The sequence below is a fragment of the Agrococcus sp. DT81.2 genome (assembly GCF_049844935.1).
Taxonomy (GTDB): Bacteria; Actinomycetota; Actinomycetes; order Actinomycetales; family Microbacteriaceae; genus Agrococcus.
In genome coordinates this window covers 103,158-129,738 of record NZ_JBNCLZ010000005.1, presented here as the reverse complement: position 1 = coordinate 129,738, position 26,581 = coordinate 103,158, and the positions used below count along the sequence as shown (strand labels likewise).

Annotated in this window: 18 protein-coding genes; 11 read left to right on the top strand and 7 right to left on the bottom strand. The window is 73.1% G+C overall.

Going from position 1 to position 26,581, the window contains the following annotated elements:
• The first annotated feature begins 76 nt into the window (after nucleotides 1-76).
• Genes ACLQ21_RS11035 through ACLQ21_RS11025 form a run of 3 tightly spaced genes read left to right on the top strand, consistent with a single transcriptional unit; the run spans nucleotide 77 to nucleotide 2,368 of the window.
• Nucleotides 77-814, top strand: coding sequence for a CDP-alcohol phosphatidyltransferase family protein (locus ACLQ21_RS11035; RefSeq protein ID WP_425663644.1), 738 nt, complete (start codon nucleotides 77-79; stop codon nucleotides 812-814).
• Complete coding sequence (locus ACLQ21_RS11030) at nucleotides 811-1,731, top strand: glycosyltransferase family 2 protein (protein ID WP_425663642.1); 921 nt, start codon at nucleotides 811-813, stop codon at nucleotides 1,729-1,731. The genes ACLQ21_RS11035 and ACLQ21_RS11030 overlap by 4 nt, the downstream gene beginning before the upstream one ends.
• Before the next feature lies 1 nt (nucleotide 1,732).
• Nucleotides 1,733-2,368: a hypothetical protein gene (locus tag ACLQ21_RS11025; RefSeq protein WP_425663640.1), complete on the top strand. Its 636-nt coding sequence runs from the start codon at nucleotides 1,733-1,735 to the stop codon at nucleotides 2,366-2,368.
• Here ACLQ21_RS11025 and ACLQ21_RS11020 read toward each other — a convergent pair whose 3' ends face one another.
• On the bottom strand, nucleotides 2,369-3,415 hold the full coding sequence (locus ACLQ21_RS11020; RefSeq protein WP_425663638.1) for a glycosyltransferase family 4 protein: 1,047 nt from the start codon (nucleotides 3,413-3,415) through the stop codon (nucleotides 2,369-2,371). It abuts the gene before it with no gap.
• Nucleotides 3,416-3,543: 128 nt separating this feature from the next.
• Here ACLQ21_RS11020 and ACLQ21_RS11015 point away from each other — a divergent pair, with 128 nt between their 5' ends.
• From ACLQ21_RS11015 to ACLQ21_RS11005, 3 genes are read left to right on the top strand one after another with little or no spacing between them, the layout of a single operon-like run.
• Nucleotides 3,544-4,251: a hypothetical protein gene (locus tag ACLQ21_RS11015; RefSeq protein WP_425663636.1), complete on the top strand. Its 708-nt coding sequence runs from the start codon at nucleotides 3,544-3,546 to the stop codon at nucleotides 4,249-4,251.
• Nucleotides 4,252-4,254: 3 nt separating this feature from the next.
• Nucleotides 4,255-7,794 (top strand): PKD domain-containing protein, encoded by a 3,540-nt coding sequence (locus ACLQ21_RS11010; protein WP_425663634.1) that lies wholly within the window; start codon nucleotides 4,255-4,257, stop codon nucleotides 7,792-7,794.
• Nucleotides 7,795-7,852: 58 nt separating this feature from the next.
• Nucleotides 7,853-9,133 (top strand): hypothetical protein, encoded by a 1,281-nt coding sequence (locus ACLQ21_RS11005; RefSeq protein WP_425663633.1) that lies wholly within the window; start codon nucleotides 7,853-7,855, stop codon nucleotides 9,131-9,133.
• On the opposite strand, the gene ACLQ21_RS11000 is transcribed toward ACLQ21_RS11005, so the two are convergent.
• The gene (locus ACLQ21_RS11000) at nucleotides 9,081-10,568 is read right to left on the bottom strand and encodes a lipopolysaccharide biosynthesis protein (protein WP_425663631.1); all 1,488 of its coding nucleotides are present in this window, start codon (nucleotides 10,566-10,568) and stop codon (nucleotides 9,081-9,083) included. The genes ACLQ21_RS11005 and ACLQ21_RS11000 overlap by 53 nt on opposite strands.
• A gap of 158 nt (nucleotides 10,569-10,726) precedes the next feature.
• On the opposite strand from ACLQ21_RS11000, the gene ACLQ21_RS10995 reads away from it, so the two are divergent.
• Nucleotides 10,727-12,160: a polysaccharide biosynthesis tyrosine autokinase gene (locus ACLQ21_RS10995; protein ID WP_425663630.1), complete on the top strand. Its 1,434-nt coding sequence runs from the start codon at nucleotides 10,727-10,729 to the stop codon at nucleotides 12,158-12,160.
• Here the strand turns inward: ACLQ21_RS10995 and ACLQ21_RS10990 are convergent.
• The 5 genes from ACLQ21_RS10990 to ACLQ21_RS10970 form a co-directional block, all read right to left on the bottom strand.
• The gene (locus ACLQ21_RS10990) at nucleotides 12,140-13,132 is read right to left on the bottom strand and encodes a DUF6492 family protein (protein WP_425663628.1); all 993 of its coding nucleotides are present in this window, start codon (nucleotides 13,130-13,132) and stop codon (nucleotides 12,140-12,142) included. The genes ACLQ21_RS10995 and ACLQ21_RS10990 overlap by 21 nt on opposite strands.
• Complete coding sequence (locus ACLQ21_RS10985; protein ID WP_425663626.1) at nucleotides 13,129-14,292, bottom strand: DUF1972 domain-containing protein; 1,164 nt, start codon at nucleotides 14,290-14,292, stop codon at nucleotides 13,129-13,131. Before ACLQ21_RS10985 ends, ACLQ21_RS10990 begins: the two co-directional genes overlap by 4 nt.
• Nucleotides 14,293-14,312: 20 nt before the next feature.
• On the bottom strand, nucleotides 14,313-15,863 hold the full coding sequence (locus ACLQ21_RS10980; RefSeq protein WP_425663624.1) for a sugar transferase: 1,551 nt from the start codon (nucleotides 15,861-15,863) through the stop codon (nucleotides 14,313-14,315).
• Nucleotides 15,864-16,011: 148 nt separating this feature from the next.
• Entirely contained in the window at nucleotides 16,012-19,833 is a 3,822-nt protein-coding gene (locus ACLQ21_RS10975) for a multifunctional oxoglutarate decarboxylase/oxoglutarate dehydrogenase thiamine pyrophosphate-binding subunit/dihydrolipoyllysine-residue succinyltransferase subunit (protein ID WP_425663908.1), read from the bottom strand.
• Nucleotides 19,834-19,971: 138 nt separating this feature from the next.
• Entirely contained in the window at nucleotides 19,972-20,478 is a 507-nt protein-coding gene (locus ACLQ21_RS10970) for an HNH endonuclease (RefSeq protein ID WP_425663622.1), read from the bottom strand.
• Nucleotides 20,479-20,545: 67 nt separating this feature from the next.
• Here ACLQ21_RS10970 and ACLQ21_RS10965 point away from each other — a divergent pair, with 67 nt between their 5' ends.
• The 4 genes from ACLQ21_RS10965 (at nucleotide 20,546) to ACLQ21_RS10950 (ending at nucleotide 26,069) form a co-directional block, all read left to right on the top strand.
• Nucleotides 20,546-22,135, top strand: coding sequence for a bifunctional 3'-5' exonuclease/DNA polymerase (locus ACLQ21_RS10965; protein WP_425663620.1), 1,590 nt, complete (start codon nucleotides 20,546-20,548; stop codon nucleotides 22,133-22,135).
• A 10-nt stretch (nucleotides 22,136-22,145) separates the two neighbouring features.
• Nucleotides 22,146-23,588, top strand: a complete 1,443-nt coding sequence (locus ACLQ21_RS10960; protein ID WP_425663619.1) for a GuaB1 family IMP dehydrogenase-related protein — start codon at nucleotides 22,146-22,148, stop codon at nucleotides 23,586-23,588.
• Between the two features lie 121 nt (nucleotides 23,589-23,709).
• The gene (locus ACLQ21_RS10955; protein ID WP_425663617.1) at nucleotides 23,710-25,029 is read left to right on the top strand and encodes a hemolysin family protein; all 1,320 of its coding nucleotides are present in this window, start codon (nucleotides 23,710-23,712) and stop codon (nucleotides 25,027-25,029) included.
• Nucleotides 25,026-26,069 (top strand): hemolysin family protein, encoded by a 1,044-nt coding sequence (locus ACLQ21_RS10950; RefSeq protein ID WP_425663615.1) that lies wholly within the window; start codon nucleotides 25,026-25,028, stop codon nucleotides 26,067-26,069. The genes ACLQ21_RS10955 and ACLQ21_RS10950 overlap by 4 nt, the downstream gene beginning before the upstream one ends.
• Nucleotides 26,070-26,581 lie beyond the last annotated feature (512 nt).

Here is a 26,581-nt window from a genome sequence, read left to right as displayed (position 1 = left end):
GTGCGGGCCAGCGTCGCAGGCTCCGCGTCCTAGACTCGGCCGCGACCGGTCGTTGAGCCGAGGGCGGGGGTGCTGCGTGTCCGAGTCCTTCTCCGTCGTCCACGCCCGCCTCGCCGCCGCGCAGAAGGGGCACGCCCGTGGCGCGCCCGCGTACTCCGTGTACGTCAACCGGCGGGTGGGGCGCGTCCTCGCGGCCGCGGCCTTCGGCTGGGGCTGGACGCCCAACCGGGTCACCGCGGTGAGCGCCGCGCACACGTTCGCAGGGATCGCGCTGCTGCTCGTGCTGCCCGCGCAGTGGTGGACCGGGCTGCTCGTCGCGGTCCTGCTCGCGCTCGGCTATGCGTGGGACTCCGCGGACGGTCAGGTCGCCCGCTTGCGCGGTGGCGGCAGCCTCGCCGGGGAGTGGCTCGACCACTTCGTCGATGCGATCAAGATCGCCGCGCTCCACCTCGCCGTCCTCATCGCCCTGTGGGTGCACACGCCGCTCCGGGACTCCGCGTGGCTGCTCGTGCCGATCGCGTTCTCGATCGTCGGCGTCGTCACGTTCTTCGGGATGCTCCTCAACGACCTGCTGAAGGGCAAGTCGGGTGTGCCCTCGACCCACGCGCGGGGAGGCGGCACCGCCGGGCGATCGCTGCTGCTGCTGCCGACCGACTTCGGCGTGCTGTGCCTCGTGTTCGCGCTCTGGGGCTGGACCGACGGGTTCGTCTGGGCGTATGCGGCGCTCGCGGTCGCGAACGCGGCGTTCCTCGTGCTCGCGGCCGTGCGGTGGTTCCGTGAGATCCGGGCGATCGACCGGGCAGCGGCGCCGTGACCGACGGCCCTGGCGCTCCGCCGTCGTTCGCGGTGATCGTGGTGAGCTTCGGCTCGAGCGGACTGCTGCGCCGCAACCTCGCGGCGATCGACCTGTCGGCCGAGGCCGCCGTGGTGGTCGTCGATTGCTTCAGCGACGCGGCGGAGCGGGAACGGGTGCGTGCCCTGGCGCGCGAGCGAGGCTGGGAGGCGGTGCTGCTCGACGACAACGCGGGCTTCGGCGGTGGCATGAACGCGGGTGCCGCTCGAGCGATCGAGCGCGGCGCGCGGGTGCTCGTCGCGATCAACCCGGATGCGTCGATCGATCCGCGCTCGCTCTCGGCGCTCGTCGCCGCGGCGGACGCCGATCCGATGCTGCTCGCATCGCCGAGGATCGTCTCGAGCACGGGGGAGCCGTGGTTCGCTGGCGCCGACCTCTACCTCGACGACGGCGTGACCCGCGGTGCCGCAGCGCGGGAGCGGTTCCCCGGTGCCGCGCGGCGCGAGTGGGCGACCGGCGCGTGCTTCGCGATCTCCACGGAGCTGTGGGAGCGGCTCGGCGGGTTCGACGAGGAGTTCTTCCTCTACTGGGAGGACATCGACCTGTCGCAGCGCGCGCTCGGGCTCGGCGCCCGGCTCGAGCTCGTCGAGGCCGCGGTCGCGACCCACGACGCCGGCGGCACCCATGCCGCCGCGCCGGGGGCGCGGGCGAAGTCGGAGCTCTACTACTACTGGAACATCCGCAACCGGCTGCTGTTCGCGGTCAAGCACCTCGATGCCGACGGCGTCCGCCGGTGGCAGCGCTCCGCGCCGCGGGTCGCGCTCGGCGTCGTGCTCCGCGGCGGGCGGCGGCAGCTGCTCACGACCGCCGGCCCGTGGCGGGCGTACGTCCGCGGTCTGCGGGACGGGCGCCGCATCGTCGGCGAGAGGGCGGCCTGACATGGCCGGGGCGGAGGCGGGCGGCATCCTGCTCGTCTGCACGGCGAACGTGTGCCGCTCGCCGATGGCCGAGTTCACGCTGCGTCGGGCCTTCGCGAGCGTGCCGGGGTTCGAGTCCATCGCCATGTCGAGCGCCGGCGTGCGCCCCGCGACCGGGAGTGCCGTGTGCGCGGACGTGCGCGCGTTCGACGACGCCTCGGCTTGGGAGGAGCTCTCGGCGCAGCATCGGCCGCGCGCGATCGACGCGCACATCATCGGTGGTGCGACGCTCGTGCTCGCCGCCTCTCGCGGGATCCGCGCATCCATCGTCGCCGCAGCTCCCGAGCGCCGCCGGCACGTGTTCACGCTGCGCGAGGCGGTGTGGCTCGGTGCCGGATTCGAGCCGCCGAGCGGCGTGCGAGGACCGGACGCGGTCTCGGCGTACTGGCAGCACATCGACGGCAGCAGGGGGCTGCGCCAGCTGCCGATCCCCGCGCGGCGCGCGCCATGGCGGCGTCGGCCGCTCGATCCGCTCGACATCGCCGACGGGCACACCGCCCGCGCAGCGGCAGCGCACCGCGAGACGGTGCGCATGGTCGACAGCACGGCGCGCGAGCTCGCGGCGCTCATCGCGCCGCAGGCCGCGGCGCGCGCCTGATCAGCGGACGGCGTCCCCGAGCGCCCGCACGGACGCGTCCCAGCTGTACCGGTCGACGGCGCGCGCGCCGACGGCCGGACGGACTCCCCACGCGGCGTCGACCGCGCGCGCGACCGCGAGGTCGTCGAGCGGCGGGACGAAGGCGGCGCAGTCACCGACGGTCTCGCGGAACACCGGGATGTCGCTCGCGAGCAGTGGTGACCCGAAATGCGCGGCCTCGACCGACGGCATGCCGAACCCCTCGTCGAGGCTCAGCGAGACGGTGAGCGCGGTGTTCGCGTACAGCCAGGCGAGCTCCTCGTCGGGCACGGCGCCGAGCATGACGATCCGCCCGTCCTCGAGCAGCGGGCGCGCGCGCTCGGGGATCGTGGCGGCGAGGCCCGAGTGGGCGGTGCTGCCGACGACGTAGAGCGGTGAACTCGGGGTGATGCGAGCGGCGCGGGACGCGGCGAGCATGACCGTCCCGAGGTTCTTGCGCACGTTGAGCCGCCCGACGGTGACCGCGAACTCGCTGCCCTCGGGCACCACGCCGGGCCGCCGGAGGGTGCCGTCCAGCCCCGGCGGCACGCCGAGCCCGGTGACGACCGGCGGCGCGAGCGCTGGAGCGAGCCGCAGCATGCGCGCGGCCTCGGTGCGGGTCGACGTGGCGACGGCCGCCGCGTGCTTCGCCCACGGCAGCATGGGTCGGAAGTAGAGGCGCTCCGTGCGCGAGAACCACTCCGGGTGCTCCTCGAACATCACGTCGTGCACGAAGACGAGCGCATGGCCGGCTGCGGGCGCGTAGTTGTGGCACACGATGAGGTCCGCCCGCTCGCTGCGGGCCAGCAGCGGCAGCTCCCAGTGGTTGGAAGCGGCGTGCGGCCAGGCGTGGGTCCGGACGACGGATGCGCGCGGCGGGAGCTCGAGCGGGTCCGCGTCCGCGCGCAGCGCGACGACGAGCCGATCGTCGGGGAACTGCCGCGCCCACGCCCGGATGAACTCGCGCTGGACCGTGCGGTTGGCGCCGGGGCCGCGGTGCCACCAGTAGCCGTCGAACAGTACGCGCATCGGTTCTCCGTATCGTTGCCGAGCCTCGAACTCTGCGGGCTCGGCAAGTCTTGAGCGAGAAGCGTGCTCACAGTAACACTGTTATCGCTAGTGTCAGCGTCTAGTGCAGGTTGACGGAGTGGAGCGACGTGGATCGACAGGTGTCACCGGCGGTGTCGTCGGCCGTCGCGGTCGGGCTCGCCGCGCTCGTCGCGCTCGGGCTCTCCGGGTGCGGACCGGCGGGAGTGCTCGACCTCGCCGCGTCGGCGACGGCCCAGCCCTCGTCGACCCTGCCGGCCAGCAGCCCGACGCCGTCCCCGGCGGCCGCTCCCGCCGGTCCGGCGCCATCGCCGACCGCCGAGCCCGCCGCCGACCTCGCGCCGGCCGCGCCGACCGGGTCGATGGTCCCGGCGCCGGGGACGGCGACCGACACCGCCGACGGCCCGCTGGAGGCGGCGGCGCTGCCCTCGGAGGCAGCCGAGCTGGGCGAGCCGGTCGCGTTCGACACGGGCATCAGGGTCGAGATCGTCTCCCTCGAGCCCACCGAGGTCGCTGCGGAGACGCCGGGTGAGGTCTCCGGGCCCGCGCTCGTCGTGAGCGTCACCGCGAGCAACGACTCCGCGGCGCCGCAGTCGGTCGACTCCGCGGTCGTGACGGTGGAGACCGCCGACGGGGAGGTCGGCGTCGGCACCACGGCGGGGCATCCCTCACCGTTCGCCGGCGTGATCCAGCCAGGCGAGTCGGTCTCCGGAAGGTACGTCTTCATGCTCGACCCGGCCGCCGGCCGCGAGGTCACCGTCTCCGTCAACTATGCCGCCGGCGAGCCCGTCGCGGTGTTCACCGGCACGTACTCCTGACCGATGGAGATCACCATGCACGCTCGCCGCCGCTGGATGCGGACCACCATGCTCGCCGGGATGGCACTCGTCGCCACGGGGGCGATGCTCGCGTCGGGGCTGACGGTCGCGTCGGCCGCGGTGCCGAGCGGGCCGGTCTCGCTGCAGCAGCGCACCGCCGCGGTGGTGACCGCCGATCCGCTCCCCACCGTGCAGATCGACAGCGGTGTCGTGTGGGCGCAGGCGATGATCGGCACCACCGTCTACGCCGTCGGCAGCTTCTCGAACGCCCGGGCGCCGCTCGCTGCGCCGGGGACAAGCCTCACACCCCGCAGCAACATCCTCGCCTTCGACATCAGGACGGGTGCACTGCTGGCCTTCGCGCCGCAGGTGAACGGCGCCATCCGGTCGGTCGCGGCGTCGCCCGACGGCACACGCATCTACATCGGCGGCTCGTTCAGCTCGGTCAACGGGCAGGCGCGGTGGAACTTCGCGGCGCTCGACGCCGCCACGGGCGCGCTCGTGCCGGGGATCAACGCGTCGATCGGCGGCAGCGGGGTCTACGGCATCGCCGTGACGAGCGACACCGTCTACCTCACAGGCCTGTTCACGCAGGCGAACGGCGCCGCGAGGAAGAACCTCGCGGCGTTCGCGACCGCGAACGGCGCGCTGCGCCCGTGGGCTCCCACGACCGACCGCCAGGGCGACGCGATCGTCGTCGACCCGGGCGGTCAGCGCATCATCGTGGGCGGCCGCTTCTACCTGACGAACGATGTCGTGCAGCGCGGGCTCGTGGCGCTCCACCCGGTCTCCGGCGCGATCGACACCGCGTGGCAGGCGCCGCGCACCGTGGTCAACGGCTGGTCCTCGGGGACGGATGCGGGGAAGGCGGGCATCTTCGCGCTGACCACCGACAGCTCGGGCGTCTACGGCACCGGCTGGTCGATGGCCCCCGCCGCGGCGGGCAACCTCGAGGGCGTGTTCGCCGCCGAGGCGGGCTCGGGCGCGATCCGATGGGTCGCCGACTGCCACGGCGACCACTACGGCGTCTACTCGACCGGCGAGGTCGTCTACGCGACGAGCCACAACCACCGGTGCGACACCGTGGGCCTCAACCCCGAGTTCAGCCCTCAGCAGTTCCGCTACGCGGGCGCGTTCACGGCGAGCGCGCAAGGCACCCTGACGCGCAGCCCCGCCGCGGGTGCGAAGTACAAGGACTGGAGCGGCACGCCCGCTCCCGCGCCCTACGCGTGGTATCCCGACTTCACCGTCGGCAAGGCGACGGCGATGGGCGAAGCGGGCCTCTCGATCACGGGCGCGAGCGGGTTCATCTCGATCGCGGGCGAGTTCCCGAGCGTCAACAACCAGCGCTACCAGGGCATCGTGCGGTTCTCGACGGCTCCGGCCGGCGGGCCGAAGCAGGGGCCGCGCATCGCGAGCGCCGCCTGGGGCGCCCCGACCGCGACGTCGAACCTGACCGGCCGCGTGCGCATCTCGGTGCCCGGCAACTGGGACCGCGACGACCGGGACCTCACCTACGAGCTGCGGCGCACCGGCACTGCCGGCGTCGTGGCATCCAAGACGCTGTCGTCGTCGTGGTGGTGGCAGCCGCGGGTGACCTTCGACGTCACGGGGCTCACGCCCGGATCAGCGCACACCTACACGGTGCGCGCGGTCGACGGCGACGGCAACGCTGTGACGAGTCCGCCGGTGACCGTCACGGTGTCCGGCGGTGCGAGCTCGCCCTACGCGGGCGCGGTGCTCGACGACGGGGCGACGCGGTACTACCCGCTCGGCACCGACAGGACCGATTGGGCCGGTGCCGCCACGCCGCTGTTCGGCAGCGCGGTCGGTGACCTGGCACCGGGTGCGGTCGCGGGCGCGACCGGCGCCTCCGCATCCTCCTTCAACGGCACGAGCCTGTCGCGGGTGTCGTCCCAGAGCCCATCCATCCTGTCGACGGCGTTCTCGACCGAGCTGTGGTTCAACACCACGACGACGGCCGGCGGCAAGCTCATGGGCTTCGGCAGCGCGGCCACCGGCTCGTCGGCGAGGTACGACCGCCACCTCTACATGCAGACCAACGGACGCCTCACCTTCGGCGTGAACCCGGCACAGGGGATGCGCACCATCTCCTCGAGCTCCGCGTACAACGACGGACGCTGGCACCACGTCGTGGCGACGCAGGGCGCCGGCGGCACGACCCTCTACGTCGACGGCGTGCAGGTGGCACAGGACACCACCGTGGTGAGCGCACAGACCTACAGCGGCGTCTGGAGGATCGGTGGCGACAGCGTGAGCGGCTGGCCGAACGCGCCCACGTCGGCGTACTTCAACGGAGCGATCGACGAGGTGGCGGTCTACGAGTCGGCGCTCCCGAGCGGCCGGGTGGCTGCCCACTTCGCCCTCGGCAAGGGGCAGTCGCCTGCCACGGCTGCGTTCACGTCGACCACGGCCGGCACGCGCGCGACCTTCAGTGCTGCGGGCTCGACCGCCGGCGCCGGTGCCACGATCGCCTCGTACGCGTGGGACTTCGGCGACGGCACGGCCGGCACCGGCGTCGCGCCGAGCCGCACGTACGCGGCGGCCGGCACCTACGCCGTCACGCTCACCGTCACCGACTCGCGCGGCGCGACGGCCTCCGTCACCCGCGACGTCGTGATCACCGCGCCCAACACCGCCCCGACCGCGTCGTTCACGACCTCGGTCAACGGGCTGAGCGTCGCGGTGAACGCGTCCGCCTCCACGGATGCGGACGGCAGCATCGCCTCGTACGCGTGGAACTGGGGCGACGGGACACCGGCCGGATCGGGAGCGACCGCGAACCACGGCTACGCCACGGCAGGCACGCGCACCATCACGCTCACCGTCACCGACGACGACGGCGCCACCTCGGCGCGGACCGCGTCGGTGACGGTGCAGCAGCCGCCCGCGGCGCAGTTCGCCGCGTCCGACGACTTCTCGAGGACGGTCTCGTCGGGCTGGGGCTCGGCTGACGTCGGCGGGGCATGGAGCGCCATGCACGGGTCGGCGGCTGCCGGCTCCGTCAGCGGTGGTCGGGGCATCCTGACACTGCCCCCGGGACAGACGCGCAACATGGTGCTGCAGGGGCTCGCCGTCGCGGACAGCGAGACGACGGTGACGTACGCCATCGACCAGGCACCCGCGACCGGCAACTCCTACGTCGGGGTGGCGGCACGCCAGTCGTCGACGGAGAACTACACGGTGCGCGCGTGGATGCGGTCCGACGGCCGCGTCTGGCTCGTCGTGCAGCGCAGCGGCAGCGCGACCGTGCTGGCCACGCAGCCGCTCGCACTGACGTGGGCGGCCGGCGACAGCCTGCAGCTGCGCGTCCGGGTGACCGGCGCGAGCCCCACGACGATCCAGGCGATGGCGTGGAAGGTCGGCGAGGCGCAGCCCGCGAGCTGGCAGATCACCGCCACGGACGCCACCGCGAGCCTCCAGGGAGCGGGATGGCTGAGCCTCCATGCCGCTCGCAGCGGTCCGGCGACGTCGACCGCGGCATTCGCCTTCGACTCGCTGCGGATCACCGCTCTGCGCTGAGCGGCGGGTGACGACGCCGGATAGGTTGATGCCGTGATCCGAACGGGCGGGCCCGGCGATGGGTGAGTCGTCGCCGCTCCTCGTGCCGCTCGGGCTGTGCGCCGGCCTCGTCGCCCTCTTCCTGTTCCGCGCGAGCCCGCGCGCGGCGTTCGTGGCGTGGTCGCTCGTGCTGTTCTTCGTGCCCATCTGGGTCGGCGCGACCGTGGGGTTCTTCTGGGCGGCGCTCACGCTCATGACCATCGCGGCGATCGTCGCGAACCTGGCCGACCTGCGGCTCGCAGCCGTCGACGGCTTCGTGGCGGCGTTCGCGCTGCTCGTGCTCGCGCTGTTCGCGCTCGAGCTCGCGACCCTCTCGGCGACGGTCATCGCCATCCTGCAGTGGATGCTCCCCTACGCGTGGGGACGCGTCGTGCTCGCCCGGCTGCCGGCGAGGTTCGTCACGCGCACCATCGCCGCGATGGCCACGGCGGCTGCGGTGCTCGCGCTCCTCGAGTTCGCCACCGGGCTCAACCCGTTCGTGCTGATCCCGGGGAGCGGCGCCGTCGACGAGTGGTCGCAGCTGCAGACCAGGGCGTCGTTCCTCCGCGCCGAGGGGGCATTCGGGCACTCGATCGCGCTGGGCGCGTCGCTCGCGATGTCGTGCAGCTTCATCATCGCCGCGCGGTGGCGACCGGCCGTGATGCTGCTCTCGCTCCTGGCCGTGATCGGTGCGATCGTCGTGACGTTCAGCCGCATCGGCCTCGTCACCGCGGGGCTCGCGATCGCCGCGACCATCGTCTTCCTGCCAGGGATCGCCCGAGGCGTCCGCTGGACGGTCGCCACCGCCGGCGCGCTGGCCGCCGCGGTGGTGGTCCCGATCGTCGGCATCGTGTTCGCCGACGCCGGTGGGGAGGCGGGCGGCAGCGCCGAGTACCGGATCGGTCTCCTCTCGCTGCTGTCGCAAGTGGAGCTCCTCGGCACGGCCGGCGAATGGTCGGCTCGCGCCGACGACGGCATCTCGCTGGGCGCCTATGCCGGATCCGTCGACAACACCGCGCTGCTCATCGCGCTGCGCTTCGGATGGGTGCCCATGCTGCTGGTCGCGGCCGCGCTCGGCTCGATCGCGATCGCGATGGTGACGCGGCGCGCGAACCCCGCCGCGATCGCGGTCGCATCGCAGCTGCCCGCGCTGTTCGCGGTGGCGCTCATCACGCAGTTCGGCATGTTCCTGTGGTTCCTCGCCGGCCTCGCGGTCGCGTGGCGGATCGCGGACGATCAGGCGGCGACCGATGCGGTCCTGACCGACGTCAGCTCGCATCCGCCGAAGCGCCTGCAACCCGGTCGCGCCGCCGCACCATGAGGCGCACGAAGGCGGCCAGGGACGCCGCGTCGCGGCGATAGATCGGCAGCAGCAGCGACGCCGACGAGAGCAGCAGCGCTGCTGCGGCTCCCGCTCCGACCTCCGCCAAGGGGCCGAGCGCGACCACGGGCTGGCTGGCGGCCCACGCGCCGCAGCCCGCGATGCCGGTGACGACGATGACCCGCAGGGCGCCTCCGTACAGCCTGCGCGTGGGCATCGGGGTGATCCTCGAGAGCCATGCGATCGACAGCGGCCACTCGATGGCGGTGTTCACCGCGAAGGCGACGGCGACGCCGATGAGCCCGAAGAAGGAGCCCACCGCGACGCAGACGATCTTGATGACGGCGGTCACGATCGTGTACTGCAGCAGCTGCTTGCCGAGGCCGCGGGCGAGGTACACCCAGTACCCGACGTACGACAGGGTCGTCAGCAGACCCGCGATGGCGAACATGCGCAGCAGCGGCGCCGCCTCGGCCCACGCGCCCCCGAGCATGATCGCCACGACGGGACCCGCGAGCCCCGCCACGATCGCGAGCGGGATGCCGAGCAGATAGCCGAGCGCGAGCTGGGCCGCCGCGACGTACGTCTCGAACCTCGGCTGATCCTGCTGGACGCGCGACAGGACGGGGAGGGCGACGGACTGCAGCGGAGACCGGACCTGCCGCAGCGGCGACACCACGACCTGGTACGCGCGGTTGTAGAGGCCGAGGGACGCCGTGCCGAACCGGGCGGCCACGAGCACCGTGTCGATCTGCCGGGCGGCGTACTGGACCAGGTTCGCGGCGACGAGGTTCCAGCCGAAGGTGACGAGCGCTCGCACCCGGTGCTCGCGCGAGTACGGCCTCGCGATCCACCTGCCGGCGACGACGACGCCGACGAGCGCGACGAGCCCGTTGCCCAGCTGTTGCACCACGAGGGCCCAGTAGCCCGCCCCGAGCATGGCGGCGAGGATCGCAGCGGCGAGCGCGATGGCGGACGCCGCCACGTCCGCGATCGCGAGCGGGCGGAGGCGGAGCTCGCGCATCAGGCTCGCGCGGTACTGCGTCGCGACGCCGTTGAGCAGGAACAGGAGCGACAGCCACTGCGCCATCCCGACGAGCTCCGGCTGACCGGTCAGCGCACCGAGCGGCCACGACGAGAGGAGCATCAGCACGGCGAGGCCCGCGCCGATGAGCGTGTTGAGCCAGAACAGGTTGTCGCGCTGCCCGCTCGTCAGCGCTGGCGCCTGGATCGTCGCCGACGTGAGACCGAAGTCGCGGAAGATCTCGCCCAGGCCGACGACGACGAGGACGATCGCGAGCAAGCCGTAGTCGTGCGGCGTGAGCAGCCGGGCCAGGACCACCACGGCCACGAGCTGCAGGGCGATGCGAGCGCCTTGCGCGGCGAGCGTGAAGAACGCGCCGCGCGCCGCGTCGTGGGCGAGCGAGGGCGGCATCAGCTCGGATCCCCCTTCCACCGTCGGGCGGGCGGCTCAGCGTCGTCGCCCTGCGTTCCGCTGGGCGAATCTTGCGCACACGCTACCGCTGCGGCATCGGAAGTGCGCCGGGGCAGAGGTAGTGTCTGGCGCATGACGCCACGAATCCGGTGGGCGCGGTGACCCCCGAGCCGACCATGCAGTGGAACCTCTCGCACGTGCTCGAGGCGCTGCGGAAGCTCTGGGCGCTCGTCGTGGGGCTCACGCTGCTCGCCGGTGCCGCCGGCTACCTGATCTCCGCATCCGCCCAGCCGATGTTCGAGTCGCGCGCCTCGCTCTACTTCGCGCTCAACCAGGGCACCTCCGGCGCCGACCTGAACCAGGGCTCGACCTACACGCAGAACCAGATGCTCTCTTTTGCCCGGCTCGCGACCTCGTCGCGCGTGCTGGAGCCCGTCATCGAGGAGCTCGGGCTCGGCACGACGCCGCACGAGCTCTCGCGCTCGATCGCCATCACGATCCCGCAGGACACCGTCATCCTCGACGTGACCGCCACCTCGGCCGACCGCGATCGTGCCGCCGCGATCGCGAACACCGTCTCGCAGCGCGTGGCCGCGGTGGTGCAGGAGGTGGCCGCCGAGAGCGTGGAGGGTGCCGCGACCATCAGCGCCGCCGTGATCGACGACGCGGTCCCGGCGGCAGGGCAGTCGTCGCCCAACACGTTGCGCGACACGCTGCTGGCCGCCGTCGTCGGCTTCCTGCTGGGCGTGCTCGCCGCCTTCATCGCGACGATGGCCGACACCCGGGTGCGCAACGAGGCCGCGGTGGCGCGCGTCACGGATCTCCCGGTGCTCGGCGCGGTCACGCGATCGAAGCGCAACGTCGACGCGGGGCTCATCGTCGCCCGGGAGCCGCACAGCCCGGTCGCTGAAGACATGCGCCGCATCCAGTCGGCGCTCGCGTTCAGCGCGCTCGACGGCACGTCGAGGCGCCTGCTCATCACCTCCGCGTCGCCCGGGGAGGGCAAGTCGACCTTCTCGACGAACCTCGCCGTCACGCTCGCGGAGGCCGGCGAGCGCACGCTCGTGATCGACGCGGACCTGCGGCGGCCGCGCGTGGACCAGCTGTTCGGGCTCGACCGGTCGGTCGGCCTCACGACGGCGCTGATGGGCAAGATCCGCATCACCGAGGCCATCGTCGCGTGGCGCGCGGGCGGCCCGGATGTGCTCACGTCCGGCAAGCTGCCGCCGAACCCCGCGACGGTCGTCACGTCGCAAGCGTTCCGCGCGGTGCTCGACGGTGCCGCGGAGCGCTACGACGCGGTGATCGTCGATTCGCCGCCCGTGCTCACGGTCGCAGACTCGAACCTGCTGGCACCGCTCGTCGACGGCGTGGTGATCGTGGTCGACGCGTCGAAGACCCGCCGCCCGCAGCTCGCGAACACCGTGCGGTCCATCGAGTCGGCGGGCGGGCGCATCCTCGGCATCGTGCTCAACAAGGCCCGACCGCCTAGGCACCGGCACACCTACTACACCGACGCCGTGAGCCCCGAGCGAGCGCGCTGGCGGCTGCCGGTCGGAGCGGCGCGCCGGTCACCGGCTGCGGAGGCGTGACAGGCGCTCCGCGATGCGGGCGCGACCGACGGCCGGCACGTAGGCCATCCGGAACCGGCGCACGAAGCGCTCCGCGGCGGGCGGTCGCATGAGCCCGCGCTCGCTCCAGAAGTCGACGATGCGCCGCCGCGTCGCCGCGTCCGCGCGCGCGAGCGCTCGCCGGTGCACGGCGAACCACGCGGCGTCCGTCTCCCGCGCGTGGCGGATGGCGTCGAGGGCGCCCTGCTCGTGCGCCCGCCCGGGCCACACGATGGGCGCCTGGATGGGCTCGCCGTCGACGGGCACGCCCTCGCCCCGCAGGATCGACCAGCCCGAGTAGAGGAAGAACTCGAGCAGCCCGGCGCGTTCGAACTCCTCGACGAAGGGCCTGCCGGAGCGGCGCTCGACGTCGTCGATCATGCGCCGCGCGCGGTGCGTGCTCATGACGAACGGCGTGGCGGTCGGCGGGAAGTCGGCGACCAGCTCGTCGATGCGGGCGTCGTCGGCGCCGAGGTAGCGGAGCGTGCGCTCGAGGTCGCCGCGGAGCGGATGCGTCGAGTAGGGGTGGGTGCCGCCCCTCGCGGCGCCGCGGGCGTCGACGAAGTCGACGACGCCGGCCGGCCGGATGAGGTGGTTCTTCGCATCCAGCACGACGAGGTGGTCGGTGCGCACCCGGCGGGCGACGAGCAGCTTCGCCGCCTGCTGGCTGCGCCAGCCCGCGGTGCCGCCGTCGACGCCGAGCTCCGACGTGCGGAGGACGGTGGCCCGCGGGCCGAGCGTGGCGCCGAGATCGTCGAGCAGCGCGTGCCGGGCCCGCCCGCCCATGCCGCCCGCGCAGTTGTCGAGCACCACGATCTCGGCGACGCACTCGGGGTCGAGGAACTTCCGCAGCGACCGCGCCTGCAGCCGCAGCAGCAGGAGCTCCGGCTCGAAGACGACCGTGACGAACGTCAGCTGCTCGCGCGCCATGGGGTCCGTGCCGGTGCCGGTCACGATGGGACGCGGTCGGCACGGGCAACCGGCCGCGACGGCGCCCTCCGCGTGTGGCGGGCCTCGGGATGCACGGAGTCGCCCGCGGCGAGACGCGCGGCGAGCCGCTCGTACGCATCGGCGACATCCGCCCACCGGAACACCTGGGCCGCGCGCTCCTGCGCCCGGGCGCCGCGCGCGCGGACGAGCGCGCCGTCGGCCTCGGCGCGCTCGAGCGCCCCGCCCAGCTGCGCCGCGTCGGCGAACATCCACGCGTCGTCGTCGAGCACCTCGCGGTTGAAGTCGACGTCGAACGCGATCGTCGCGGTCCCCGCCCCCATGGCGCGCAGCAGCGACGGATTCGTGCCGCCGACCGAGTGGCCGTGCACGTAGGTGCGCGCGTGCGCGTAGAGGCCGTCGAGCAGATCCTGGTCCCACACCCCGCCGAGCAGACGGATGCGCGGGTCGTCGACCGCCGCCTCGCGCACCGCGCGCGTGTAGGCGGCGCTGTACGGCGCCGATCCGACCACCGCGAGCGGCAGCCTGGCACGGCTGCGGCGATAGCCCTCCACGATCTCGACCACGTGGTTCTCGGGCTCGAAGCGGGCGACCACCAGGTGGAACCGGTCGGGCTCGAGCCCGAGCTCCGCGAGGCGCTCGGGGCAGACCGGGCCGCGCAGGGGAGCCCCGTAGCGGATGAGCTCGGTGGGCACGGCGAACTCGGCGTCGTAGTACGCCGCGATGCCCGGCGCGTCGGCGATGAGCGCGTCGGCCGCGCGGACCGCGTGCTCCTCGGCCCAGCGGTAGTACGCCCTGCCCGCCCCGCCCCACTTGGCGCGCCGCCACTCGAGCCCGTCGACGTGCACGGCGACGGGGATGCCCCTGGCGCGCAGCAGTGAGACGTACGGCGCGTTCGCGGCGTTGAAGACGAAGGCCGCGTCGGGCGCATCGCCGGCGATCGCGTGCAGCGTCGCGAGGCCGGTGCGGCTGAGCGTGTCCAGCTGCTTGAGCGGCAGCGCAGGCACATGCACGACGCGCATGCCGCGGTGCTCCGAGACCTCGGGCGCCGAGCGGTTGCCGTAGACCGTCACCTCGTGGCCGCGCTGCACGAGCCGCGCCCCGATCTCCTCGACGGCGGTCTCAAAGCCGCCGTAGGCCGCGGGCACCCCCCTGGTGCCGAGCATCGCGATGCGCATCCGTGGCCTCAGTAGGCGCCGGTCGGGTGCAGCACGACTCGAGCGGTCTTGACGATGATCATGAGGTCCTGCATGACCGACCAGTTCTCGACGTAGCGGAGGTCGAGTTGCACGCTCTCCTCCCAGGTGAGGTCGCTGCGGCCGCTGATCTGCCAGAGACCCGTGATGCCGGGCTTCAGGTAGAGCCTGCGCACCGCGACGCCGTCGTAGGTCGTCGCCTCGTGCGGCAGCGGCGGCCGTGGTCCGACGACGCTCATGTCGCCCGTGAGGGCGTTCCAGAACTGCGGGAGCTCGTCGAGCGAGTGCTTGCGGAGGAAGCGGCCGACGCGCGTCACCCGCGGGTCGTCGCGCAGCTTGAACAGCGGACCCGATCCCTGGTTGTGCCGCTCCAGCGCCGCGCGCTCGAGCTCTGCGCCGACCCGCATGGTGCGGAACTTCAGCATGCCGAAGGTGCGGCCGTCCCGCCCGACGCGCTGCTGCCGGAACAGGATCGGCCCGGGGGAGTCGAGCCGGATCGCGATGGCGATCGGCACGGCGAGCACCGCGACCGCGAGGAGCGCGATCGACGCGAGGACGATGTCGAGGGCGCGCTTCAGCACGTGCGCGCCGCCCTCGAAGGTGGGGATCCGCACCTGGATGAGCGGCAGCCCGTCGACGGGGCGGAAGGAGATGCGGGGGCCCGCGACGTCGGTCAGTCGCGAGAAGAGCACGAGCTCGGCGCACGTCCCCTCGAGCTGCCTGCTCAGTCGCGTGAGGTAGTCGGGATCGGCGTCGGGATTGGCGGCGAGGATGACGGTGTCGGCGCCCATGTGCGCGGCCTTCTCGGCGAGCGTCGAGCGCGCGCTCAGCACCGGCACGCGGTGGCCGCGGAGCTCGACGGGGGAGCCGGGATCGCCGGAGATCGCGACCGCGACGACGTGGTACCGCAGGTCGCCGGTGCGCGCGAGGCGCTCGAGCACGTACCCGACCTCGTCGCGGTCGCCGACGACGATCGTGCGCGACGACCACTCGCCCGTCCGGCGCCGGTCGAGGAGCCAGCGACGCCACTGCCAGCGCCCGACGAGCAGCATGACCATGCCCGCGGGCAGCGCGACGAGCAGCTGCAGCCGCAGCGCCGGCCAGTCCACCACGAGCGCGGGCGCCGCGAGCACCGCGAACGCGAGGCCGGTGGCGTGCACGACGCGTCGGTACTCCGTCGCCCCGGCCCCGAGGATCGAGGTCTCGCGGGAGTTGAACGCGGTGAGCGCGACGAGCCACACGACCAGCACGAGGGCGGGCGCGGCCAGCAGCTCGGCCGGCGGTGCCGGCACGAGGGCGGTGGCGTCGTCGCGAGCGGTCGCGAGAGCGACGGTGAGCGTCGCGAGCGCGACGGCGGCGGCGTCGGACAGCGCGAGCTGCACGCGCGTGCGACGCTCGCGCTGGAGCCGCCGAGCGAGCGAGGGCGTCGATCGGGGCGACCGCGCGCCGGGCAGCGGCAGCGGCGCCGCGATCGGCCCGAGGGCGACCGTGCGGCGGGGCGCGAACCGCGGCCCCGCCGCCGATTGCATCGCTTCGCGCATCCGCACCACCCGCTTCCCGCTGGGGCCGGGATCGGATCACCCGGCCGTCTGCGAAACACTGTTCGGGAACAGTATGTGCAAACTTGCCTCAGGTGACAACCGGCGCCCGGCGCAAGGAATGCGCAGGGTCAGCAACGGGTGGTGGGGGCTACCCCAGGGCCGACTCCAGGATCGCCGAGAGCTCCTGGGCCGAGCGCTTGGCGGAGCCGGTCGCGGGGCTCGCCGACGGCGGACGGCCGACGACCTTGAGCGTGCGACCGTGCAGGTGCCGCGGCAGCGCGAGGTGCATGAACGGCCAGGCGCCCTGGTTGAGCGGCTCCTCCTGCACCCACACGAGCGACGCGTTCGGGTAGCGGTCGACCGCGGCGTTGATCTCGTCGATCGGCAGCGGGTACAGCTGCTCGACCCGCACGAGGGCGATGTCGTCGCGACCGCGCTTCGCGAGCTCGGCCTTGAGGTCGTAGTGGATCTTGCCGGAGTGCAGCAGCACGCGCTTCACGGCGCCCGCGTCCTGCACGGTGCGGTCGTCCAGCACCGGCTGGAAGCGACCGCTCGTGAAGTCCTCGACCGAGCTCGTCGCGTCACGGAGGCGCAGCATGGCCTTGGGCGTGAACACCACGAGCGGCCGGCGGGGCTGCGCGTACGCCTGCCGGCGCAGCAGGTGGAAGTGGCTCGCGGGGGTCGACGGGCGCGCGATCGTCATGTTGCGCTCCGCCGACAGCTGCAGGAAGCGCTCGATGCGCCCCGACGAGTGGTCGGGGCCCGCGCCCTCGTAGCCGTGCGGCAGCAGCAGCACGAGCGACGACTGCTGGTTCCACTTCTGCTCGGCGGAGGCGATGAACTCGTCGATGACGATCTGGGCACCGTTCGCGAAGTCGCCGAACTGCGCCTCCCACAGCACGAGCGCGTCGGGCCGCTCGACCGAGTACCCGTACTCGAACGCCATCGCGGCGTACTCGCTCAGCAGCGAGTCGTACATCGACAGGCGGCCCTGGTCCTCGCCCAGGTTCGCGAGCGGCAGCCACTCCTGGCCGTTCTCGCGGTCGTGCATGACGGCGTGACGCTGCACGAAGGTGCCGCGGCGGGTGTCCTGGCCCGACATGCGGACGGGCGTGCCCTCCATGAGCAGCGAGCCCAGTGCGAGCAGCTCGCCGAACGCCCAGTCGATGCCGCCCTCGCGGCTCGCCTTGACGCGCTTGTCGAGCACCTGCTTGACCTTCGGGTGCACCTCGAAGCCCTCGGGCGGGTTGCCGTGGGCGTCGCCGATCGCCTCGATGACGGATGCGTCGACACCGGTGGCCTCGGGCTCGCTCACGGCGGGCTCGGGCTCGGCAGAGACGACCGCCATGGAGCCGGTCGCGGCGGCGTGCGTCTCCATGAACGCCTGCTCGAGCTTCGCCTGGAAGTCCGCCTGCGCCGACTGGTACTCCTCCTCGGTGATGTCGCCGCGGCCGACGAGGTTCTCGGCGTAGAGCGTGCGGACCGAGCGCTTCGCCTCGATGAGGGAGTACATGAGCGGCTGCGTCATGGTGGGGTCGTCGCCCTCGTTGTGCCCGCGGCGGCGGTAGCAGACGAGGTCGATGACGATGTCGCGCTTGAACTCCTGGCGGTACTGGAACGCCAGCTCCGCGACGCGCACGACCGCCTCCGGGTCGTCGCCGTTCACGTGCAGCACCGGCGCGTGGATCGCCTTCGCGACGTCGGTCGCGTAGGTCGAGGAGCGCGACTCGGTGGGCGGGGTGGTGAAGCCGACCTGGTTGTTGACCACGAGGTGGATCGTGCCGCCGGTCTTGTACGCGCGCAGCTGCGAGAGCTGGTGCGTCTCGAAGACCACGCCCTGGCCCGCCATCGCGGCGTCGCCGTGCACGAGCACGGGCAGCACCGAGGCCTCGCCGTTGCCGATCCTGTCCTGCTTCGCGCGCACGATGCCCTCGAGCACGCCGTTCACGGCCTCGAGGTGCGAGGGGTTCGCGGCGAGGTAGACGGGCACGGTGGAGCCGTCGGCGGCGGTGAACTGGCCCGCGTTGCCGAGGTGGTACTTCACGTCGCCGGAGCCCTGGAAGACGGCGGCGCCCTCGAACTCCTGGAACACCTGGCCGTACGTCTTGCCGGCGATCGAGGTGAGCACGTTGAGGCGGCCGCGGTGCGGCATGCCGATGGCGACCTCGTCGAGGCCCGCCTCGGCGCTGCCGGCGAGCAGCGAGTCGAGGAACGCGATCATCGACTCGGCGCCCTCGAGCGAGAAGCGCTTCTGGCCGACGTACTTCGTCTGCAGGAACGTCTCGAACGCCTCCGCCTCGTTGAGCTTGCGCAGGATGCGCATCTGCTCGTCGTGGGTGGGCTTGACGTAGGGCACCTCGAGGTGGCTCTGGAACCACTGGCGCTGCGCCGGGTCGGCGATGTGCATGTACTCGATGCCGGTCGTGCGGCAGTAGGAGTCGCGCAGCACGCCGAGGATGTCGCGCAGCAGCGCGGAGCGCTTGCCGCCGAAGCCGCCCGTGACGAACTCGCGGTCGAGGTCCCAGAACGACAGCCCGTGCTGCTCGATCTCCAGGTCGGGGTGCGTGCGCTGCACGTACTCGAGCGGGTCGATGTCGGCCATCAGGTGGCCGCGCACGCGGAACGAGTTGATGAGCTGGGTGACGCGCGTCTGCTTCGACAGCTCATCGGCCGCCCGCACCGAGACATCCGTCGACCACTTGATCGGCTCGTAGGGGATGCGGAGGTCGGCGAAGATGCCGCGGTAGAAGTCCTGCTCGCCCACGAGCAGGCCGTTGACGATCTTCAGGAACTCGCCGGAGCCGGCGCCCTGGATCACGCGGTGGTCGTACGTGGAGGTCATCGTGACCGTCTTGCCGACGCCCGCGTCCGCGAGCCGCTCGGGGCTCGAGCCCATGAACTCGGCGGGGTAGTCGAGCGCGCCGACGCCGATGATGCAGCCCTGGCCCTGCATGAGGCGCGGCACCGAGTGCACGGTGCCGATGCCGCCGGGGTTGGTGAGCGAGATCGTCGTGCCGGCGAAGTCGCCGGCGTCGAGCTTGTTCGCGCGCGCCTTCTTCACGATCGCCTCGTAGGCGGCCACGAACTCCGAGAAGTCCATCGTCTCGCAGGCCTTGATGCTCGGCACGAGCAGCGCGCGGCTGCCGTCGGGCTTGGGCATGTCGATCGCGATGCCCAAGTTGATGTGCGGCGGCGCGACGAGCGACGGCTTGCCGTCGACCTCGTCGTAGTAGACGTTCTGGCTCGGGAAGACCTTGAGCGCCTGCACGATGGCGTAGCCGATCAGGTGCGTGAACGACACCTTGCCGCCGCGCGTGCGGCGCAGGTGGTTGTTGATGACGATGCGCTGGTCGATCATCAGCTTCGCGGGGACCGTGCGCACGCTCGTCGCCGTCGGCACCGCGAGCGACTTGTCCATGTTCGCCGCGAGGGACTTCGGCATGCCGCGCAGGGTCGTCACGACGGGCTGATCGGCGGGCGACTCGGCCTGCTCGGTCTTCGCGGCCTGCTTCGCACCGGCGGAGGGGGCGTCGGCGGGCACGGGGGTCGGCCGAGCCGCCTGGGCGGTCGTGCGCGCGACGATGGTCCCGTCGGCGCGCGCGGGGGCGGGCGTCTCGGCCTGGCCCTCGCGCTGCTCCTGCGGCGCATCCTGCGCGCGCTGGCCCTCGCCGGAGTCGACGGGCACATCCGGTCGCGACTCGGCGCGCGCGGGTGCTCGGGGCGGGGTGGGCTTCCTCGGCGGCGCGGGAGCCGCCGACGGCGCGGCAGCCGGCTGCGCGGGCTTCGCAGGCGCGGTCGCGGTCGCGGTCGGCGCGGTGCTGGCCGCGGGGCTGACCGACGAGGGCGCGGTGCTCATGCTCGTCGCCGCCTCACCGGACGTGCGCTGCGCTGCGTACCGCTCGAGGATGGGCCACCACGACTGCGCGACCGAGCTCTTGTCCTTCTCGAAGAGCTGGTACTGCTCCTCCACGAGCCACTCGTTCGCTCCGAAGTCGTTGTCGTCCGACGGGCTGGACACGGTATCGATCGCCTCTTCCGAATTCTCCGGGCATGCCGCAGGCAGTCCGCGGCGACATCGCCTTCCAGCATAGTCGCGTGCGGCGAGGGGTCAGTGCCTCAGGCCGAGCTCGGCGAGGTCGACGCCGGCAGCCTCGACCGCGAGCAGCATGACCTCGCGGCGCCACACCACGCGAGGCTCGAACCGCAAGCGCATGCCCGCCTCCGACGGCGTGCGGTCGCCCTTGGCGCCGTTGCACGCGACGCACGCGGTGATGGTGTTGAGCCAGGTCGACTCGCCGCCGCGCGACGCCGGGTGGATGTGGTCGATCGTCGCGCCCGGACCCTCGCAGTACGCGCAGCGTCGACGGTCGCGGTCGAGCACGCCCCTGCGGCTCCACGGCATCCGGTCGTACAGCCGCGTGTGCGGGATCTGGACGTAGTCGTTGAAGACCACGACGCGCGGCACCGGCAGCTCGAGCGAGTTCGACCGGATCGTGCCGTCGGCCGCGAGCATGATCTGCGCGCGCTCCTTGACGATGAAGGCGACCGCGCGCTGCAGCGAGGCGACGCCGATCGGCTCGAGCGTCGCGTTGAGCACCACCACTTGCGCTGTCATCGCGGTTCCGCACCCATCCTGCCGCATCGGCGGCTTCCAGCGCGTGTGGGAGGCGCAGATTAGTGTCATGGATGTGGATGCCGGCCCCCTCGACGTCGGCGTCGTGCCGTTCGATCGCGGCGCGCGCGTCGCCGTCGCGGCGCTCGCGGGCGGCAAGGCGGCGGATGCGCGGATCCACGCCGCCGCCGACGTCGCCGCCGACGAGCGGCTGCGGCCCGGCGCGCGCATCGTCTGGCAGGACGCGAAGTCGGCGGCCCCGGTGCTGCTCGACGCCGGCGTGCCGATCGACCGGGTGCGCGACGTGCGGCTCGTGCACCGGATCCTGGTCGAGGCGCGCTCGCTGCCGCTCGAGGAGCGGTGGGCGCGGTCGCTCCGCACCGACGCGGAAGCGCTGTTCTCGCTCGCTCCCGAGGCGGAGCCGCTCGACGCGCTCGCCGAGCAGCTGCGACTGCAGGACGCGGCGATCGGCGATGACGCGGGCCTCGCGATGCTCGCGGGCGCGGAGTCGATGGGCGCGCTCGTCGCGGTCGAGCTGGGGCGCGAGGGGCTGCCGTTCGATCCCGCCCGCCACGACGCGCTGCTCGAGGACGCGCTCGGCGAGCGGCCGACCGCGACCGGCAGGCCGCGCCGCATGGAGGCGCTCGCCGCCGAGGTGCGCTCCGCGCTCGGCGACGCGTCGCTCAACCCCGACTCGCCGCAGGAGGTGCTCCGCGCGCTGCGGCGGGCGGGCGTCGACGTCGCCTCCACCGCCCGCTGGGAGCTGCGCGAGCAGGACCATCCTGCGATCGAGCCGCTCATCGCGTACAAGCGGATGGCGCGCCTGCACACCGCGAACGGCTGGGCGTGGGCCCATCGGTGGGCGCGCGTCGACGATCGCGGGCGCTGCAGGCTCGCGATCGAGTACGTGCCCGGCGGCGTCGTCACGGGCCGCTGGGCGACCGAGGGCTCCGGCGCGATGCAGATCGCGCGGCAGATCCGCGGGGCGGTCGCGGCCGAGCCGGGGATGCGGCTCGTCGTCGCCGACGCCGCGCAGCTCGAGCCACGCGCGCTCGCCGCGCTCGCCCGCGACGAGGCGCTCGCAGAGGCGGGCCGCGGGGCCGACCTCTACCAGGCGCTCGTCGACCGCGGCGTCGTCGACACCCGCACGCACGCGAAGCTCGGGATGCTCGGTGCGCTCTACGGCGGCACGACGGGCGAGTCGGCGGTCGTGCTGCCGCGGCTCGCGCGCGCCTACCCGCGGGCGATGGCGGCGGTCGAGGGAGCGGCGCGAGCCGGGGAGCGGCGGGAGCGGGTGCGCACATGGCTCGGCCGGGCGAGCCCGGAGCCGCCGCGCTGGCGCGACGACGAGCGGGGCGGGCGGCAGGCGCGCGCGTGGGGCAGGTTCACCCGCAACTTCGTCGTGCAGGGCACGGCCGCCGAGTGGGCGCTCGCCTGGATGGCGGGCGTGCGCCGCGCGATCCGCGACGTCGATGGCGCCGCGCTCGTGTGCTTCCTGCACGACGAGGTGATCGTGCAGGCTCCCGCCGAGCGCGCGGCGGAGGTCGCCGAGGCCGTGCAGGAGGCGGCGGCCCTCGCCGGCCGGACGCTGTTCGGCGCGTTCCCGATCGAGTTCCCCGTGCAGACGGCCGTCGTGGGGGACTGGGGACAAGCGAAGTAGCGTGGGGGGCATGCGATTCATCGGCGACGTGCCGGAGCACGACCTCACCTACTCCGACGTCTTCCTCGTCCCCAGCCGCAGCGACCTCAGCTCGCGCATGGACGTCGACCTCTCGCCCGATGACGGGACGGGCGGCTCGCTGCCGATCGTCGCCGCGAACATGAGCTCGGTCACCGGCCCGCGCCTCGCGGCCGCCCTCGCCCGCCGCGGCGGGCTCGCGGTGCTCACGCAGGACCCGCCGCTCGACGAGACGTGCGGGTCGATCGCGTGGGTCAAGGCGCAGCCCATCGCGCTCGAGTCGCCGCACCGGGCGTCGCCCGACGACGTCGTGCAGGCCGTGCTCGAGCGGGTGCCGGCGATCGCGGGGCACTGCGTCGTCGTGGAGGACGCCGAGGGCGCACTGCTGGGCGCGATCCCCGCGGAGCGGCTCGCCTCCGCCCTGCCGGATGCGCGGCTCGGCGACCTGCTGCACTCGCACCTGCCCACGCTCCGCCTCGAGGACGTCGCCGACGGCCGCGCGATGTTCGCGGCGCTCGAGCGCGAGGGCGTCGACGTGGCACCCGTCGTCGACGACGGCCGCTGCGTCGGCATCGCCTCCCGGCTCGGCGCCCTGCGCGCCGACCTCTACCTGCCCGCGCTCGACGTGGCCGGCCGGCTGCGCGTCGCTGCGGCCGTGGGCATCAACGGGGACCCGGGGGCGAAGGCGCGTGCGCTGGTCGAGGCCGGCGCCGACGTCATCGTCGTCGACACGGCGCACGGTCACCAGGCGGGCATGCTGCGCGCGCTCGCGGCCGTGCGATCGGCGATCGGCGACGACGTGCCCGTCGCGGCCGGCAACGTCGTCTCCGCCGACGGCGTGCGCGACCTCGTGGCGGCGGGCGCGTCGATCGTGAAGGTCGGCGTGGGCCCTGGCGCCATGTGCACGACCCGGATGATGACGGCCGTCGGCCGGCCGCAGTTCTCGGCGGTGCTCGACACGTCCACGACGGCCCTCGAGCTCGGCGCGCGCGTGTGGGCCGACGGCGGCGTGCGCTACCCGCGCGACGTCGCGCTCGCACTCGCGGCCGGCGCATCCAGCGTCATGATCGGCTCGTGGTTCGCGGGCACCATCGAGGCGCCAGGGCGCCTGCAGCGGGATGCGCAGGGCCGGCTGTACAAGGAGTCGTGGGGCATGGCCTCGACGAGGGCGGTCGAGGGCCGCTTCGGCGGCCTCGACCCGTACGAGCTCGCGCGCAAGCGGCTCTTCGCCGAGGGCATCTCGTCGTCGACGATCATGCTCGACCCGCAGCGGCCGAGCGTCGAGGACCTCGTCGACATGATCACCGCGGGCGTGCGCTCGTCGTTCACGTACGCCGGGGCCGACAGCGTGCCCGCGTTCCGGGATCGCGCGCGGGTCGGCGTGCAGTCGGCGGCGGGCTACGAGGAGGGCAAGGCGCTGCCTGTCTCGTGGTGAGCCTGTCTCGTGGTGAGCCCGTCTCGTGCCGACCACGCGGGTCTGCGCACGGCGGGCGCCGGTAGGATGCCCGGGTGAACGACGACCCCAGTCATAGTCCCGAGCCGGAACCGACCCTCTGATGGACCTGCTGCTGATCAGCGTCGGCGTGGTCCTGACCATCGGAACCGGCCTCTTCGTCGCGAGCGAGTTCGCGCTCGTCAACCTGAACCGCGATGAGCTCGAAGCGCGGCGCCAGCGGGGCGAGGCTCGGCTCGAGGGGCCGATCAAGGCGCTCCGCCAGACCTCGACGCACCTCTCGAGCGCGCAGCTCGGCATCACGCTCACGACCCTCCTCACCGGGTACACGATGGAGCCCGCGATCTCGCGGCTCCTGACCCCCGTGCTCGTGAGCTGGGGCGTGCCGGAGGGCGTGGCCGGCCCGCTCTCGAGCGTCATCGCCATGACCGGCGCGACGATCCTCTCGATGATCATCGGCGAGCTCGTGCCCAAGAACTTCGCGCTCGCGAAGCCGCTCGGCACCGCGATCGCCGTCACGCCCTTCCAGCGCGCCTTCACCGCGGTCTTCAAGCCCGCGGTGCTCGCGCTCAACGGCTCCGCGAACGGCATCCTCCGCTCGATCGGCCTCGAGCCGAAGGAGGAGCTCTCCGGCGCCCGCACCGCGGAGGAGCTCTCGACGCTCGTGCGCCGCTCCGCGATGGAGGGTGCCCTCGACGCGGGCGCCGCGACCCTGCTCTCGCGCACGCTGCGCTTCTCGGAGCTGAGCGCCGGCGACGTCATGACGCCGCGCCCCCGCGTCCAGGCCGTCGAGCGCTCCGCATCCGTCGCCGACCTCGTCGCCCTCGCGCACGCGACCGGGCTCAGCCGATTCCCCGTCTACGACGACGACCTCGACGACGTGCTCGGCATCGCCCACATCAAGCAGGCGATCTCGGTGCCGCGCGACCGCCGTGCCGACGTCCCCGTCGCCGCGATCGCCGAGGAGCCGCACCGCGTGCCCGAGTCGGTCAAGCTCGACGCCCTGCTGCGCGACCTGAAGGAGCGCGGCTACCAGATGGCGATCGTCGTCGACGAGTACGGCGGCACCGCCGGCATCGCGACGCTCGAGGACCTCGTCGAGGAGGTCGTCGGCGAGGTGTCGGACGAGCACGACCGGATGCACGTCGAGGTCGTGCGCGGACCCGGCTGGGTCACGTTCCCCGGCTCCTTCCGGCCCGACGAGCTGCGCGAGCGCGCCCGGGTCGACGTGCCGGAGGACGGTCCGTACGAGACGATCGGCGGCTTCATCATGGCCGCGCTCGGCACCGTGCCGGTCGCGGGCGACAGCGTCGAGATCGAGGGAGGCACGCTGCGCGTCGAGCGCGTCGACGGCCGCCGCGTCGACCGAGTGCGCTTCATCGAGCGCCAGGAGCAGGACCAGCAGCAGGAAGAGGCACGATGAGCGACGACTGGCTCGGCATCATGTGGCTCGTCATCCTGCTGGCGGCCAACGCCTTCTTCGTCGGCGCCGAGTTCGCCGTCATCTCCGCGCGCCGCAGCCAGATCGAGCCGCTCGCCGACCGCGGCAACCGCGCGGCGAAGCTCGCGCTGTGGGCGATGGAGCACGTCTCGCTCATGCTGGCGATGTGCCAGCTGGGCATCACGATCTGCTCGCTGCTCATCCTGAACGTCTCGGAGCCGGCGATCCATCACCTGCTCGAGGGGCCGCTCGCCTGGACCGGCCTCGCGCCGGAGGTGGTGTCGGTCGTCGCATTCGTCATCGCGCTGCTGCTCGTCACCTACCTGCACGTCGTGCTGGGTGAGATGGTGCCGAAGAACGCGGCGTTCTCGGTGCCCGACCGCGCGGTGCTGCTGCTCGCGCCGCCGCTCGTGCTCATCTCGCGCGTCTTCAAGCCGGTGATCTGGGCGATGAACGCGACCGCGAACGGCATCCTGCGGCTCGTGCGGGTCGAGCCGGTCGACGAGGCGGCGAGCGCCTTCACGATCGACGAGGTCGAGACGATCGTCGAGACGTCGAAGCGCGAGGGGCTGCTGTTCGATCCCACCGGCGCGATCTCGCGGACGTTCGAGTTCACCGAGCGACGGGTCCGCGAGGTGGCGCTGCCGCTCGACGAGATCGTCGCCCTGCCGTTCGGCGCGACGCCGGCCGACCTCGAGCAGGCCGTGCGGGAGCGCGGGTTCTCGCGCTACGTCATCTCCGACGCGGACGGCAACCCGAACGGCTACGTGCACATCAAGGACGTGCTCGGCGCCGACGACGAGGACGCGGCCCTGCCCGTGCCGCCCAAGCGCATCCGCCAGCTCGCCTCGATCTACCAGGAGGCGGAGGTCGAGGACGCGCTCGCGCTCATGCGCTCGACCGGCGCGCACATCGCCCGCTCGTTCGACGCGAGCGGCGAGACCACCGGTCTGCTGTTCCTCGAGGACATCATCGAGGAGCTCGTCGGAGAGGTTCGCGACGCCACCAGGAGGCTCTTCTGACGCGCGACCGCGCGTGGGCGTGGCTCGCGTTCGGCGGCGTGCACGCGCTGCTCGCGATCCTGAACGTGCCGAGCATCTCGGACGCCTACGGCGACGTGCTGCTCGTCTACCCCTCGTGGGTGCAGCAGGGCGAGGCGGGGGAGTGGCTCGGGATCGACGTGCCGTGGGTGTACCCGCTCGTCGCGTGGGCGCCCATCCTCGCGTCGAACGTGCTGGGCACGGATGCGCTGCCGCTCGTGTGGATGCTCGTCGTCACGGCGCTCGACGCGGTCGCGTTCGCGCTGCTGCTCGCGGTGCCGCGGGGACCGGTGCTCGCGTGGACGTGGCTCGCGCTGCAGCTCGCGCTCGGCCCGGTCGCGCTCGCCCGCATCGACACCGTGGCGGTCGCGGTGTCGATCATCGGCCTGGCGGTGCTGCGGCGCGGGCGACCGGGGCTCGCGGCTGCCGCGTTCACCGCGGCCGCCTGGATGAAGGTGTGGCCGGGGGTGCTCTACCTCGCGCTGCTCATCGCG

Excerpts from the sequence above, each read along its gene's own strand:
- ACLQ21_RS10950 (WP_425663615.1), top strand. The coding sequence starts at position 25,026 with ATGAGCGACGACTGGCTCGGCATCATGTGGCTCGTCATCCTGCTGGCG.
- ACLQ21_RS10985 (WP_425663626.1), bottom strand. The coding sequence starts at position 14,292 with ATGCTCGGCACCAGGGGGGTGCCCGCGGCCTACGGCGGCTTTGAGACC.
- ACLQ21_RS10970 (WP_425663622.1), bottom strand. The coding sequence starts at position 20,478 with ATGACAGCGCAAGTGGTGGTGCTCAACGCGACGCTCGAGCCGATCGGC.
- ACLQ21_RS11010 (WP_425663634.1), top strand. The coding sequence starts at position 4,255 with ATGGAGATCACCATGCACGCTCGCCGCCGCTGGATGCGGACCACCATG.
- ACLQ21_RS11005 (WP_425663633.1), top strand. The coding sequence starts at position 7,853 with ATGGGTGAGTCGTCGCCGCTCCTCGTGCCGCTCGGGCTGTGCGCCGGC.
- ACLQ21_RS10965 (WP_425663620.1), top strand. The coding sequence starts at position 20,546 with ATGGATGTGGATGCCGGCCCCCTCGACGTCGGCGTCGTGCCGTTCGAT.
- ACLQ21_RS10960 (WP_425663619.1), top strand. The coding sequence starts at position 22,146 with ATGCGATTCATCGGCGACGTGCCGGAGCACGACCTCACCTACTCCGAC.
- ACLQ21_RS11020 (WP_425663638.1), bottom strand. The coding sequence starts at position 3,415 with ATGCGCGTACTGTTCGACGGCTACTGGTGGCACCGCGGCCCCGGCGCC.
- ACLQ21_RS11000 (WP_425663631.1), bottom strand. The coding sequence starts at position 10,568 with ATGCCGCCCTCGCTCGCCCACGACGCGGCGCGCGGCGCGTTCTTCACG.
- ACLQ21_RS10955 (WP_425663617.1), top strand. The coding sequence starts at position 23,710 with ATGGACCTGCTGCTGATCAGCGTCGGCGTGGTCCTGACCATCGGAACC.
- ACLQ21_RS11025 (WP_425663640.1), top strand. The coding sequence starts at position 1,733 with ATGGCCGGGGCGGAGGCGGGCGGCATCCTGCTCGTCTGCACGGCGAAC.
- ACLQ21_RS10980 (WP_425663624.1), bottom strand. The coding sequence starts at position 15,863 with ATGCGCGAAGCGATGCAATCGGCGGCGGGGCCGCGGTTCGCGCCCCGC.